The organism is Glycomyces halotolerans, assembly GCF_054779575.1.
In genome coordinates this window covers 42773-56416 of record NZ_BAAGXZ010000023.1, presented here as the reverse complement: position 1 = coordinate 56416, position 13644 = coordinate 42773, and the positions used below count along the sequence as shown (strand labels likewise).

Below are 13644 nucleotides of genomic sequence, written 5' to 3'. Positions count from 1 at the left end.
ACAACATGAGAGAACAAGGGGCTCCTTGATGTTGAACATGGTTGCAGCACAACCGTTCTGTCAAGAAGCCCCTTCTTCGTTCCCAGCGGCTAAGACCTTACTCGACACCCAAGCCCCAGCCCTAACCGAACGACATTGGGTCTAGACCCCCCGGCGGCCGGGGGGCTCGGCATCCGCCCGCCGGTGGCTCGCCCCACTGCGCTCGCGGCTTTGAGCAGGGACGATTGAACAGTTCGACCCATGCGAGAGAGGACGAGCCATGGCGGTACTGACCGACGCCCGACCGGTGGAGAGGCCCAAGGGCGGCCCCAAGCCGGTGCACGGTGGACAGCGCGACGCGGGCAGGCAGTCGCTGATCTACCTGTTCCTGCTCGTGCCCATGGCCGCCCTGGCCGCCGCCGTGCCGCTGGCGTGGACGACCGGGCTGCTGAGCTGGACCGACATCGGGCTGACCGTCCTGTTCTACGTCCTGACCCTCCATGGAGTCACCGCCGGCTACCACCGGCTGTTCACGCACGGCTCGTACCGGCCGAACCGACCGCTGAAGATCGCGATGGCGATCCTCGGCAGCATGTCGGTGCAGGGCCCGGTGATCGGCTGGGTCGCCGACCACCGCCGCCACCACGCCTACTCCGACAAGGAGGGCGACCCGCACTCGCCGTGGCTGTTCGGCACCTCGGCCTGGGCGCTCACCAAGGGCTTCTGGCACTCCCACGTGGGCTGGATGTTCCAGCGCCACAACACCACCAATGAAAAGCGCTTCGCCCCGGACCTGCTCCGGGACCGCGACCTGGTCGCCGTCGACAAGCTGTTCTGGCTGTGGACGGTCCTGACCTTCCTGCTTCCGGCGCTCCTCGGCGGACTCTTGACGATGTCGCTGACCGGCGCGCTCACCGCGTTCTTCTGGGCCGGACTGGTGCGCGTCTCGGCGCTGCACCACGCCACGTGGTCCACCAATTCGATCTGCCACATGATCGGCGAGCGTCCCTTCAAGAGCCGCGACAAGGCCGCGAACTTCTGGCCGCTGGCGATCCTGTCGGGCGGCGAGTCCTGGCACAACTCCCACCACGCCGACCAGTCCTGCGCGCGCCACGGCGTCAAGCGCGGACAGATCGACACCACGGCGCGCGTCATCTGGATGTTCGAGAAGGCCGGCTGGGCGACCAACGTCAAGTGGCCGACTCCCGAGCGCCTGGCCAGACTCGCCAACGACTGACCGCGGACTCACGGCGCGGGGCGGGCCGCTTTCGGCCCGCTCCGCGCCGTCATGCCGGTCCGGACCCGGCCTGAGCCGCGTGCTTCTCCAAGAACTGGTAGACCTCGGTCTCGTCGACGCCAGGGAACGAACCGGGCGGCATGGCCGCCAGCTGCGACGACGGCGCCCGACCGGCCGGCCATGCCTGCCCGGCCCACTTCTCGGCCAGCTCGCTCGGCGGGGTCCGGCAGCAGTCCGGCTCGGGGCACCGCGAGACCGACCGCGCCGTGGTCTCTTTGCCGCGGAACCACTTGGCCGACTCGTACGGCACGCCGATGCTCAGCGAGAACTCGCCGTCGGGCCCGCGCTCGGTCCTGGCGGTGCACCAGTACGTGCCGCTCGGGGTGTCGGTGTACTGGTTGAACGCGCTGAACTTGTCGGGCACGTCGAAGACCTGGCGACTCGTCCACGACCGGCACACCGGCTGCCCCTCGATCGCGCCGGTCGGGTCGGACGGGAAGGTCACGTCGTCGTTCTCGTAGGCCTTGAAGATGATGCCCGACTTGTGGACCTTCTGGAAGTGCGTGCGGATGCCGAGGTGCCGGGTCGCCAGATTCGTGAACCGGTGGGCCGCGGCCTCATAGGACACCGCGAAGTTGTCCCGCAGGTCCTCGATGGCGATCTCCTTCTCGCTCATCGACTGCCGCAAGAACTTCACCGCGCTCTCCTCCGGGATCAGGAGCGCGGCGGCCAGGTAGTTCGTCGCCACCCGCTGGCCGAGGAACTCCAGGTACGTCTGCGGCACCTGGTGCTGCAGCACGTGACTGGCCAGCGCCTGGAGCAGCACGGTCCGCGGGTCGTGCGAGGAGTCCTTGTTGGGCGTCAAGTAGATCCGGCGGTTGCGCAGATCGGTGACCGACCGGGTCGAGTGCGGCAGGTCGTCGACGTGGTGGAGGGTGAAGCGCAGGTAGGCGGCCAGGTCCGAGATCTGGTGCTGGGAGAGTGGGCCGCCGGTGTAGCCGACGTGGCTCAGCAGCGTGCGCGCCTCGGACTCGATGTCGCCGAAGTAGTTGTCCTTCTCCCGCATGCGCCGGCGCAGCTCGGTGTTCGCGCGGCGAGCCTCCTCGGGGGTGGCCGCGTGCAGGTTCACCTGGCGGTCGACCTCTCGATGCAGGCCGACGAGCGCCTCGAGCACCTCGGTGGGGATGCGCGAGGAGGGTTTGACGCTGGGCAGAGCGAGCGACTGGTACTGCTTGCTGCGCTGGGCGCGTTCGAGTTCGATCTCCAAGGCCACGCGGCGGTTCGGCGGTGCGGCCCCGAGCAGTTCGTCGGAGCTGACGCCGAGCGCGCGGGCCAGTGCCCGCAGCAGTGAGAGCTTGGGCTCCTTCTTGCCGTTCTCGATCAGGGACAGTTGCGAAGGGGCGGTGCCGACGGCCTCGCCGAGGTCGTCGAGGCTCAGCTCGCGCTGCTTGCGCAAGTGGCGGATCTGCTTGCCGAGGCTGATGAGGTCCAAGGGGTCGTCGTCGGCCGACAGCTCGGCGGCCTCGACGGCGCCCCACGGCCGATGTTCGCGCTTCTGGGAGCGCTCGCTTGGAAAATTCTTTGCCATTTCTTCATTATTAGCGAAGAACTGCCAATCTTTCCAGATCAACTCCCGGGAAATCTGCCGACGCCGATGAAAAATTCGTATTACCTGCAAGTAATGACCGCCGCAAGGACGGTCATCGGCGACCATGGGAGAAGACGATGTCCGATTCAGAACGCGACCAGAGCCTCGACGCCGAGCGGCTGGCCCTCGCATGGGCCTCCGACCCCCGCTGGGAGCACGTCGCCCGCGACTACCGACCGGCGGACGTGGTCAAACTGCGCGGCAGCGTCGTCGAGGAGCACACCCTCGCCAGGCGCGGCGCCGAGAAACTCTGGGAGCAGCTCACCGCCGACGCCACCGGCGGCGGGTACACCCACGCGCTCGGCGCCCTCACCGGAAACCAGGCCGTCGAGCAGGTCAAAGCCGGCCTCCGCGCCATCTACCTCTCCGGCTGGCAAGTCGCCGCCGACGCCAACCTCGCCGCCCAGACCTACCCCGACCAATCCCTCTATCCGGCCAATTCGGTCCCCCAGGTCGTGCGACGCATCAACAATGCCCTTATGCGCGCCGACCAGATCGAACACGCCGAAGGCACCCGGACCGTCGACGACTGGCTCGTGCCCATCGTCGCCGACGCCGAAGCCGGCTTCGGCGGCCCGCTCAACGCCTACGAGCTCATGAAGGCCATGATCGCCGCCGGCGCCGCCGCCGTCCACTGGGAGGACCAGCTCGCCTCCGAGAAGAAATGCGGCCACCTCGGCGGCAAGGTCCTCGTGCCGACCTCGCAGCACCTCCGGACCCTCAACGCCGCCCGCCTGGCCGCCGACGTCGAAGACGTCCCCACCCTCGTCATCGCCCGCACCGACGCCGAAGCCGCCACCCTGCTGACCGCCGACGTCGACGAGCGCGACGAGCCGTTCCTGACCGGCGAGCGCACCGCCGAAGGCTACTTCCGGGTCCGCAACGGACTCGAACCGTCCATCGCCCGCGCGAAGGCCTACGCGCCCTACGCCGACCTGCTCTGGATGGAGACCGGCACGCCCGACCTCGAGGTCGCCCGCGCCTTCGCCGAGGCCGTCAAGGCCCAGTACCCCGACCAGATGCTCGCCTACAACTGCTCCCCGTCCTTCAACTGGAGACGACACCTGGACGACGACACGATCGCCAAGTTCCAGCGGGAGCTCGGGTCGATGGGCTACACCTTCCAGTTCATCACCCTCGCCGGATTCCACGCCCTCAACTACTCGATGTTCGACCTCGCCCACGGCTACGCCCGCGACGGCATGAGCGCCTATGTGGACCTGCAGGAACGCGAGTTCGCCGCCGAGGAACACGGCTACACCGCCACCAAGCACCAGCGCGAAGTCGGCACCGGCTACTTCGACCACGTCACCACCGCACTCAACCCTAGCGGCTCGACGCTAGCGCTGGCGGGCTCCACAGAGACCGGACAGTTCCACTGACACCGTCACCGAGACAAGGAGAAATCCGATGAGTCCGCTTACCGAGACCCGCCCGACCGCGACCGTGGCGGTCGACGGGCCGGCGATCGACCGCCAGGAGGAGATCCTGACGCCCGAGGCGCTGGACTTCCTGGCCGCGCTGCACCGCGCCTTCGCCGGCCGCCGCCAGGAACTGCTCCAGAGCCGCCAGTTGAGCCGCACCCGGATCGCCAACGGGACCGACCCGGGCTTCCTGCCCGAGACCGCCGACATCCGCGAGGACATCTCCTGGTCGGTCGCTCCGCTCGCCCCGGGTCTGGAGGACCGCCGCGTCGAGATCACCGGACCGTGCGAACGCAAGATGACCATCAACGCGCTCAACTCCGGCGCCAAGTGCTGGCTGGCCGACATGGAGGACTCCTCCACGCCCAGCTGGGCCAACGTCATCGGCTCGCAGGCCAACCTCATCGACGCGATCGAGCACAAGATCGAGTTCACCGGGCCGCAGGGCAAGGTCTACCGGCTCAACGGCGAGACGCTCACCGACCTGCCCACGATCATCGTCCGCCCGCGCGGCTGGCACCTGGCCGAGCGCCACCTGACCGTGGACGGCGTCCCGATGAGCGGGGGCCTGGTCGATTTCGGACTGTACTTCTTCCACAACGCCCACCGGCTGCTGGAACTCGGGCGGGGCCCGTACTTCTACCTGCCCAAGCTCGAATCGCACCTCGAGGCCCGGCTGTGGAACGACGTGTTCGTCGCCGCCCAGGACCTGCTCGGCATCCCGCGCGGCACCATCAGGGCGACCGTGCTCATCGAGACCATCACCGCCGCCTTCGAGATGGAGGAGATCCTCTACGAGCTGCGGGAGCACTCGGCGGGCCTGAACGCCGGCCGCTGGGACTACATCTTCTCGGTGATCAAGAACTTCCGCGAGCGGGGGACCAGGTTCATCCTGCCCGACCGCGAGCGGGTGACCATGACCCAGCCGTTCATGCGGGCCTACACCGAGCTGCTCGTGCGCACCTGCCACCGCCGCAGCGCCTCCGCCATCGGCGGCATGGCCGCGTTCATTCCCAACCGGCGCGACCCGGAGGCCAACGCGGCCGCCCTCGAGAAGGTCCGAGCCGACAAGACCCGCGAGGTCGACGACGGCTTCGACGGCTCCTGGGTCGCCCACCCGGACCTGGTGCCGGTGGCCATGGAGGTCTTCGACGAGGCGCTGGGCGGCGTCCCCAACCAGATCGACCGGCTGCGCGAGGACGTGGTGCCCGACGCCAGGGCCCTGCTCGACGTCGCCTCCACCGAAGGCGACGTCACCGAACGCGGGATCCGCGCCAACATCGAGGTCGGCATCCGCTACGTGGAGTCCTGGCTGCGCGGCAACGGGGCCGCCGCCATCAACAACCTGATGGAGGACGCCGCCACCGCCGAGATCTCCCGGTCGCAGATCTGGCAGTGGATCCACGGCGAGGCCTGCACCGACGCCGGGCGCGTCGTGACCCGCGAATGGGTCGAGGAACTCGTCCGCCAGGAGTTCTCAGGGCTCAAGCGGTTCGAGGGCGACCGGTTCGACGACGCGCTGGAGATCTTCACCGAGTGCGCGCTCGGCGAGGACTACCCGACGTTCCTGACCCTGCCGGCCTACGCGCGCTACCTGTGCTGATGGCCTCGAACTGCCGCTCGACACGGTAACCCGGGTGCCGGACGCCGCGCCTCCCCCGGCGTCCGGCACCGCCGTCACCGCGGGGCCCATGGTCCGCCGGTAGAGGCCGAACTGTCCGTCGCTGGAGTCCCCGGTGGCGAGGTGTTCGGCCGAGCCGTCGGTGAACGGCGGGTCGTGGGGTCGGTCGGCGGGACGGAAGACGGCGCTGACCTCACCGGTCTCCCCGAGGCGCTTCGGCACGGGATACGACATGGCCGGATCCTGTCCGCGCGCACCGCCGCGGGCGCAACCCTCGGCGGTGGTACCTTTCGGCGCAGTGACGGCACCGTTCTGCGAGGAGGACTCCGATGACGACGACCTGCCTGGTGGTCATGGGCGTATCAGGCTCGGGCAAGACCACCGTCGCACGACGCCTAGCCGAGCGGCTCGCCTGGCCGATGGCCGAGGCCGACGAGTTCCACTCGGCCGCCAACATCGCCAAGATGGAGTCCGGAGTCCCGCTCACCGACGACGACCGCGGTCCGTGGCTGCGGAGCATCGGGGACTGGATCAGCGAACGCGCCCGGAACGGCCAGAACGTCGTCGTCACCTGCTCGGCGCTGAAACGGTCCTACCGGGACCTCCTCGGCGAGGCCGAGTCGGACGTCAAGTTCGTCCACCTCCACGGCAGCGCCCGGGTGATAGCCGAGCGCATGGGCGCCCGCTCGGGACACTTCATGCCAACGAGCCTGCTCGACTCCCAGTTCGCCGACCTGCAGCCGCTGGAGGCCGACGAGTCCGGCATCACCGTCGACGTCGCCGACACGCCCGACCAGGTCGTCGATCAGGTCCTCAGCGGCCTCGGCCTCTCGGGAGCCGCTCCCGCGTAATGCGCGCGGGCCGCCCACTCGGGGCGGCCCGCCGCTGTGCGAGAGGTCCAGTCTAGAACGCGCTCTGCAGCCGGTCGTACTGCTCGGCCGTCAGCGGCAGGACCATGCCGTGGCGCGGCCTCCCCGGCAGGCTGTAGTTCGACACCGGCGTCCACTGCCCGCTCGACAGGTCCGTGGTCTCGAACGGGACGTAACCGCGCCCGCCGTATTCGTCGATGAACATGTACCACCGGTTCTCGGTGTTGGACTTGAACACCAGCGGTCCCTCGCCGTGGCTGATGGTCCCCGAGCCGATGCATTCGGTCTGGAAGGCCCAGTTCGTGTTCGTCAACGACGACGAGGTCTCCGAGAGGATGAACTTGCCGCACGAGGTGCCGCTGCGCTCGTCCTTGGTGTAGCGGTAGTAGGTGCCGTCGTCCTCGGCGATCGTCGAGTCGATCGTCGAGTAGCCCTTGTCGACCCACACGCGGGCTTCGCTGAAGTTCCTGAAGTCGGTCGTCGTCGCGTACATCATCCGGTGGTAGGTGCTGTCGGAGTGGTCCGAGGTGGAGTAGAGCTTGGAGGCCCAGTAGACGACGAAGGCGTTCTGGGACGGGTCCCAGTAGGCCTCCGGGGCCCAGGTGTTGCCGGCCGAGTCCGGGGAGACGCGGGCCAGCCGCGAGGAGGTCCAGTTGACCAGGTCGTTGGACTCCCACACCACCAGTGACAGGCTTCCGTGCCGCTGCGCGCGGTCCCAGTCGCCGTTGCCGTGGATCTTCAGGTCGGTGGCGATCATGTAGTAGCGGCCCGTTCCGGGGTGCTGCACGATGAACGGGTCGCGCGCGCCCTGCTCGCCGACGGTCGAGGTCGCGACCGGCCGGCCGCCGTTGAGCGCGTCGTACGCGAGCGGGTTGTCGCCGCGGCTGAGGGCGAAGTAGACCTGCTCGCCGTCGGCCGAGCCCTCGCCGAGCATGTAGGCGAACAGGTAGCCGTACGGATCGGTGCCCGATCCGGAGCCGACGGGGGAGAGGCGCCACTGCTGGTTGGCTCCTCCGGTCACGTTGTACTGCGAGATGCGCGAACCGGGGGAGGTGGACTGCTCCCAGACGTCGAGCGCCTTGCCGGAGAAGCGGTTGACGAAGACGTAGTATCCCTCGGCGTTCTCTCTGGCCTCCCACTGCTGGTTGGTGTTGTTCACGTCGGTCCACTGGACGATCTGGGCGCCGTTCGACGCGTCCCAGTCGTAGACGTCCAGGACGTGGCCCGAGTGCCGCGCCTGGATTCGGTAGTGTCCGTTGCCGGCGTCGATGAAGCGGAACTGCTGGTTCGAGGCGCCGGTGCGGTTGTACTGGATCAGCTCGGCGCCGGGCTCGGAGGAGCCGCCGCTGATGTCGAGGACGAGGCCCGAGTGTCGGGACTCGATGGCGTACCAAGTGCCGGTGTCGATCGCGGCGTTCGCCGGGGGACCGACGAGGAATACTGCGGCCAAGGCGACCGCGGCCACGGCCGCCAGCCGTGGCAGAGGACGGAAACGGGTTCGCATGTGCGGCTCCCAGAGTCGTGGTGAGGGAAGGGCGGGCGCCGCCCCGGGCGGGGGCGGCGGCGTGCCGGCGGTATGCCGGAGGTCCGCGGCACGCCACACGGTAAATTTACATACATAGATTCACCGATATTAAAAGTGTAAGCGTTAGTCGCTCTGAAGCCCAGAGGCACCGCCGATCGGTCCGGTACGGCGGATTTCCGACATTGCGTCACCGCAGTCCTTGATATTGAAGAGCGTCTATGTTAATATGGGAGCGCTCCAATTTCCGACGACGGCCAACCCTTGGCCCCGGCATCGCAGGGGTGCCGGCCGCCGCAGATCCCTGCCGTCGTCACACACCCTGAGGGGATTGCACATGGCTACAACCACGCAGACGGAAACCCGCGCTCCAACCGTCCGAACCACGTCCACCGGGGTCGCTCGCGCGCTCGCGGCGGTCCGCATCGCACTCGGATGGGTCTTCTTGTGGGCCTTCCTCGACAAGACCTTCGGCCTCGGCTTCGCCACGCCCGCCGGCAACGGCTGGATCGACGGAGGCGATCCGACCGCCGGGTTCCTCGCCAGCCGCCAGGGAACGTTCGCCGAGCTCTTCCAGGGCATGGCCGGACAGGTCTGGGCCTCCTGGCTGTTCATGGGCGGCCTCGCCGGCCTCGGCATCGCGCTCATCCTCGGCATCGGACTGCGCCTCGCCGCCATCGGCGGGAGCGTGCTCATGCTCTCGATGTGGATGTCGATGCTCCCGCTCAAGGACAACCCCGTGGTCGACACGCACATCTTCTACGCCCTCGCCATGATCGCCCTGGCGATCGCGGGCGCGGGCGAGACGTGGGGCCTCGGTCGCTGGTGGAAGGAGCTGGGTCCGGTCCGCCGCTTCCCGATCCTCCGCTAGCGGACGGAAGGGTCTTCGCCGGCGGCGCCTGAGGCGACGACGGCGAAGACCTGCCGCGGGACGGGCCCGCCTCCCTCAACGGGCCCGTCGTGCGTCACCACCACCCCGTGCACCCGCACGGTGTACTCGCCCTCGACCGGGGAATCGATCACGATCTGCTGGACGTTGTTGAGCGCCTCGGGGAAGGGACTCGCGTCGCCGTCGAGCACCTGCCCGTCGGGCGTGCGGACCCGCAGATACAGCCGGTTCTCCAGCCCGTCGGCCCCGACCTGCGAGGGCGCGTCGGTCCAGACGAGCGTCACCTTCACCGGCGTCCCCGGCCGCGCCGCTCGGATCCGGTGGAAGCGGATCTGGCCGGTGGACACGGACTCGTCGGGGCCGTCGAAGACCAGCATGCGGCGCAACGACTCGGGCTCGAGCGTCCGGCCCAGGTCGACGCGGCCGAAGCCGCTGACGTCGTTGGGTCCCTCGGGGACCTCGCCGGCGAACTGCCCGGCCATCGCGGAGGCGCCGGCGACCAGGACGGCCTTGATCAGCGCCGCCGACGGCGGCGCCTCGGCGTCCGAGCGCTCGACCCGCTCGAGCAGATGCTGCCGCACCAGCGCGGCGGCCCCGGCCGCCAGCGGCGTCGACATGCTCGTGCCTCCGCTCCAGCAGTAGTGCGAGCGCAGCGCGTGGCCCTCAGGCAGCCTGCCCCACAGCGGCTCAGCGTTCTGCGGGAACACCGATGAGAGCATGGACAGCACGTTCGTGCCCGGGGCGACCAGGTCGGGTTTGCGCCGCATGTCGTCGGTCGGACCCCGCGAGGAGAACGCCGCCATGCCGTCGGGGTCGTCGGAGACGTGCCCGGCGGGCCCGAGCTTCGGGTACCGCTCGAGGTCCTGCCACTGCCGGTTGATTCCCGGAGGCGGGTCCGACTCCGCGGGCCGGTCGTTCTCGCCGGCGCCCACCGTCAGGCAGTTCTTCGCCGTGCCCGGGGCTCCGATCGAGTCGGGGTCGATCATGCCGTCGGCATCGGCGTCGACGCCGCTGTTCCCGGCGGCGAACAGGATCACCATGTCCGGGTGGCGCCACATGAACTCGTCGACCGCGCGGGCGTTCTGGTTGTAGATCCCGGCCACGTCCGCGCCCCAGGAGTTGGTGTGGATCCTGGCCCCGGACTCGTAGGCCTGCGCGAACAGTTCGGCGATGTCGTGCGGGATGCCGTAGAGGCTGTAGGCCGGCGGCGGCCACGGCCGCTGGAACGGGCGCAGGCCCGCCGCCTCGAGCTCCTCCTCGGACTTCCAGTCGACGTGCTGGGCGATCGCTTGGAAGAAGACCTCGGCCTCGGGGGCCACACCGGCGGGGACCGGCGTCGCGCCGGTCTCGACGGCCGCTGAGCCGTCGCCGAGGACCGAACCGGTCACGTGGGTGCCGTGCCCGGATTCGACGTCGGCGGGGCCGTCGTCGTGTCCCGGCGGGTCGTTGGTGTACGGCGCGAAGACCGCTCGCACCGGCCAGCTCGCCATCCCGGCGACGCGGCCGCGCACGTCGGGATGGACCGTCTCGGGGTCGCCGGTGTCGAGCCCGGAGTCGGCGACGCCGACGATCTGCCCGTTCCCTTTGAGCACCGAGGAGCCGAAGGCGCCGTCGGCCGGGACGCCCAGGATCTCCCGTGCTCTGTCGTTCTCCATGCGGGAGTAGGCGAACGGCAGGATCGCCTGGACGCCTTGGAGACCGGCCAGTTCGGCGACGGCGCTCTGCGGCACGCTCGCCACCAGCGAACCGGGAAGTCGGGTCATGATCGCGCCGCCGGCCCGCTCGATCCGGGAGGCGGCTTCGTCGACGTCCTCGCCGGGGAAGAGGGAGACCTCCACCAGCCGCGCCTCCTCGTCGCTGAACTCGGCGTCCGGCGGTGCGGCCAGCGCTGCGACGTCGAGCCGGCGGCCGCCGCTGCGCAGCTTCGGCGAGACCTTCATGGCGGCCCGGTACGGGGTCACGTCCTCGACCCAGTGCTGGGAGCGGATCGCCTCCAGTCGTTCGGGGAGAAGACCGACCAGGAGCGTGAAGCCCTGGAGGTTGCCGTGGATCTCCGCTCCGGCCTCGCGCAGCGCCTCGAGCCATGCCGGCGCGGGAGGGCCGATGAGTTTGACGAGGTAGTAGGCGGTGCGCCCGGGAGGCGGCTCCACGGCCGCGGCCTGCTGGGCGCTCACGGCGTCGGCGAAGGCGAACGACGCGCCGCTGACCTGGACCGGCGAGTCGGGCAGCGGCGTGGACTCGACGTCGAGCGCTTCGAGCCGCCGGGCCTGCTCGTCGGTGCAGCGCACCAGCATCGTGTCCGGGTACTCGGCGAGGATCTCGGCGCCGCTGCGGCGCACCGTCTCGGCCTGGCCGCCATCGCGCAGCGTCACCAGTCGTCTGCCCGCCATCGCGGCCCCTTCCGAATCGCCCGCTCGATCCTGCGGCGCAGGCGAGGCGCCGCCATGACCCGAGGTTACCGCCCGGCGACGCCGCGCGCGGTACCGGCGTCGGCGGCGGGTCTAGGCCGCGGGGAACCGGATGATGCGGTCGTCGCCTTCGCGGACCTCACCGCGGCCGTCGGTGTTGGACGTGGTCAGCCACAGTGCTCCGTCGGGCGCGACGGCCACGGTGCGCAGGCGGCCGTACTCGTCCTCGAATCTGGACTCCGGCTCGCCGACGGTGCCGTCGCCGTGCAGCGGCACGGTCCACAAGCGGCGTCCGCGCAGCGCCGCCATGTAGAGGGTGTCGCCGGCGATCGCGATCCCGGACGGCGAGGCCTCGTCGGTCTCCCACACCAGCAGGGGGTTGACGAAGTCCCCGCCGCCGTCGCCTTCGCCCTCCACCTCGGGCCAGCCGTAGTTGCCGCCGGGCTCGATGAGGTTGAGCTCGTCCCACTGGTCCTGGCCGAACTCGCTGGCGTAGAGGCGGTCGTCGGCGTCCCAGGCCAGGCCCTGCACGTTGCGGTGCCCCAGCGAGTAGACCGGGGATCCCTCGGTCGGATTGCCCGGCGCCGGCTCCCCTGCGGGATCGAGGCGGAGGATCTTCCCGTTGGGGTTGTCGGGGTTCTGCGCGCGTCCCGGATCGCCGGCGTCGCCGGTGGCGGCGTACAGCATGCCGTCGGGTCCGAACGCGATCCGGCCGCCGTTGTGGAAGCTCGTCTTGGCGATGCCCACGAAGATCGGCTGTGGGTCCTCAGCGAGGCGGAACCGTACGATCCGGTTGTCGCCGCCGGCGGTGAAGTAGGCGTAGACGTACTCGTCATCGGCGTAGTCGGGCGAGACCGCCAGGCCGAGGAGGCCGCCCTCGCCGTCGGGGGCGACGTCGGGGATCTCGTAGACCGTCTCGGGTTCGCCGCCGTCCGCGCCCACCCGCACGATGCGTCCGGAGTCGCGTTCGGAGACCAGCGCGCCGCCGTCGGGCAGGAACGTCAGGCCCCACGGCACGTCGAGGCCGCTGACGATCTCCTGCCCGTCGCCCAGGTCCGGCGCTCCGGAAGGGTCGCTTTCGGTAGGTGACGACTCGACGGAGGTCGGATCGCCGGTCGTGGGCTCGTCGGCGGGCTGATCGTCGCCGCAGCCGGTGGCCGAGAAACCGACCGCGGCCAGGCCGCCGAGCACCGTTCGGCGCCGAACGGTCGAATTGAAATCGCTCTGCATGGTTCGTCTCATATATGCAAGCCTGCACGCCGCTCGATTCGGCCGGCATCCGGGCCGCTAGGTTTCATGAAGCGACGTAGGTGTGATGTCGAGCACATCGAAGTCGACGAGGAGGTCGGCCCGGTCCCGAACCTCGCGGATGCGCCGGGCATTGGGTTCGTCGACGGCCGCGATCCAGGCCCGCGTCCGCTCGGCGCTCTTGCCGAACGCCCGGTGACGGGCCTCGAGCCGGGCCAGCCGCACCGAGTCCTCGGTCTCGCAGTACCAGACCTCGGTGAGCGCCTCCCGCACCGCCGGCCACGGCCGGGCGAGGTCGAGCAGGTAGTTCCCCTCGGTCACCACCAGCTCGGTCTCGGGAAGGATCGGAATGGAACCGGCCACCGGCTGCTCCACCCGCCGGTCGAACTCGGGCGCGTAGACGGTCGCGTCCCGCTCGGCGCGGGCCCGGCGCAGCAGATGCAGGTAGCCGTGGCCGTCGAAGGTGTCGATCGCGCCCTTGCGGTCGGAGCGCCCCAGCCGCCGCAGCTCCACGTCGGCCAAGTGGAACCCGTCCATCGGCACCCAGACCGCGCTCCCGCCCTCGGCATCGATCGAGCGCGCCAGCCACTGGGCCAAGGTCGACTTCCCCGCCCCTGGACACCCGGTGATCCCGATCAGGGCCCGCTCGCCGCGCCCCAGAAGCCCGCGGGCCCGGCTCAGCAGGGCCGCCGCGGTCGCACCAGTCGTCTCCACGCAAGCGAACCTATCGGAGCGTCACGAATGAAAAAGCCCCGCCCCGCACGATCGGTGGCAGCCGATGCGTGCCGGACGGGTCGAG

General features: G+C 69.8%; 10 protein-coding genes. 5 read left to right on the top strand and 5 right to left on the bottom strand.

What is annotated here, in order from left to right; genetic code table 11:
• Positions 1 to 259 precede the first annotated feature (259 nt).
• Positions 260 to 1216 carry an acyl-CoA desaturase gene (locus ACYVL2_RS17045; protein WP_460545501.1) on the top strand — a complete coding sequence of 319 codons (957 nt, stop codon included), beginning with the start codon at positions 260 to 262 and terminating at the stop codon, positions 1214 to 1216.
• Positions 1217 to 1265: 49 nt separating this feature from the next.
• Here the strand turns inward: ACYVL2_RS17045 and ACYVL2_RS17040 are convergent, their stop codons facing one another.
• Positions 1266 to 2804, bottom strand: coding sequence for a helix-turn-helix domain-containing protein (locus ACYVL2_RS17040; protein ID WP_460545499.1), 1539 nt, complete (start codon positions 2802 to 2804; stop codon positions 1266 to 1268).
• Positions 2805 to 2941: 137 nt separating this feature from the next.
• On the opposite strand from ACYVL2_RS17040, the gene aceA reads away from it, so the two are divergent.
• From aceA to ACYVL2_RS17025, 3 genes are all read left to right on the top strand, one after another.
• The gene (gene aceA / locus ACYVL2_RS17035) at positions 2942 to 4246 is read left to right on the top strand and encodes an isocitrate lyase (RefSeq protein ID WP_460545497.1); all 1305 of its coding nucleotides are present in this window, start codon (positions 2942 to 2944) and stop codon (positions 4244 to 4246) included.
• 28 nt (positions 4247 to 4274) lie between these two features.
• Entirely contained in the window at positions 4275 to 5891 is a 1617-nt protein-coding gene (aceB, locus tag ACYVL2_RS17030; protein WP_460545495.1) for a malate synthase, read from the top strand.
• 347 nt (positions 5892 to 6238) lie between these two features.
• Positions 6239 to 6760, top strand: coding sequence for a gluconokinase (locus ACYVL2_RS17025; RefSeq protein ID WP_460545493.1), 522 nt, complete (start codon positions 6239 to 6241; stop codon positions 6758 to 6760).
• A 52-nt stretch (positions 6761 to 6812) separates the two neighbouring features.
• Here the strand turns inward: ACYVL2_RS17025 and ACYVL2_RS17020 are convergent, their stop codons facing one another.
• Entirely contained in the window at positions 6813 to 8282 is a 1470-nt protein-coding gene (locus ACYVL2_RS17020) for an RICIN domain-containing protein (RefSeq protein WP_460545491.1), read from the bottom strand.
• A 355-nt stretch (positions 8283 to 8637) separates the two neighbouring features.
• On the opposite strand from ACYVL2_RS17020, the gene ACYVL2_RS17015 reads away from it, so the two are divergent.
• A complete protein-coding gene (locus tag ACYVL2_RS17015) occupies positions 8638 to 9171 on the top strand; it encodes a hypothetical protein (protein ID WP_460545489.1) in 534 nt (177 codons plus the stop codon).
• On the opposite strand, the gene ACYVL2_RS17010 is transcribed toward ACYVL2_RS17015, so the two are convergent.
• From ACYVL2_RS17010 to ACYVL2_RS17000, 3 genes are all read right to left on the bottom strand, one after another.
• Positions 9168 to 11579, bottom strand: a complete 2412-nt coding sequence (locus tag ACYVL2_RS17010; protein ID WP_460545487.1) for a S8 family serine peptidase — start codon at positions 11577 to 11579, stop codon at positions 9168 to 9170. The genes ACYVL2_RS17015 and ACYVL2_RS17010 overlap by 4 nt on opposite strands.
• Before the next feature lie 111 nt (positions 11580 to 11690).
• On the bottom strand, positions 11691 to 12839 hold the full coding sequence (locus ACYVL2_RS17005) for a PQQ-dependent sugar dehydrogenase (protein WP_460545486.1): 1149 nt from the start codon (positions 12837 to 12839) through the stop codon (positions 11691 to 11693).
• A 45-nt stretch (positions 12840 to 12884) separates the two neighbouring features.
• On the bottom strand, positions 12885 to 13559 hold the full coding sequence (locus tag ACYVL2_RS17000; RefSeq protein ID WP_460545484.1) for a nucleoside/nucleotide kinase family protein: 675 nt from the start codon (positions 13557 to 13559) through the stop codon (positions 12885 to 12887).
• Between the last annotated feature and the right edge of the window lie 85 nt (positions 13560 to 13644).

Bases quoted from the DNA above. Each gene is read 5' to 3' on its own strand.
- ACYVL2_RS17045 (WP_460545501.1), top strand. From the start codon at position 260: ATGGCGGTACTGACCGACGCCCGACCGGTGGAGAGGCCCAAGGGCGGC.
- ACYVL2_RS17040 (WP_460545499.1), bottom strand. From the start codon at position 2,804: ATGGCAAAGAATTTTCCAAGCGAGCGCTCCCAGAAGCGCGAACATCGG.
- aceA (WP_460545497.1), top strand. From the start codon at position 2,942: ATGTCCGATTCAGAACGCGACCAGAGCCTCGACGCCGAGCGGCTGGCC.
- aceB (WP_460545495.1), top strand. From the start codon at position 4,275: ATGAGTCCGCTTACCGAGACCCGCCCGACCGCGACCGTGGCGGTCGAC.
- ACYVL2_RS17025 (WP_460545493.1), top strand. From the start codon at position 6,239: ATGACGACGACCTGCCTGGTGGTCATGGGCGTATCAGGCTCGGGCAAG.
- ACYVL2_RS17020 (WP_460545491.1), bottom strand. From the start codon at position 8,282: ATGCGAACCCGTTTCCGTCCTCTGCCACGGCTGGCGGCCGTGGCCGCG.
- ACYVL2_RS17015 (WP_460545489.1), top strand. From the start codon at position 8,638: ATGGCTACAACCACGCAGACGGAAACCCGCGCTCCAACCGTCCGAACC.
- ACYVL2_RS17010 (WP_460545487.1), bottom strand. From the start codon at position 11,579: ATGGCGGGCAGACGACTGGTGACGCTGCGCGATGGCGGCCAGGCCGAG.
- ACYVL2_RS17005 (WP_460545486.1), bottom strand. From the start codon at position 12,839: ATGAGACGAACCATGCAGAGCGATTTCAATTCGACCGTTCGGCGCCGA.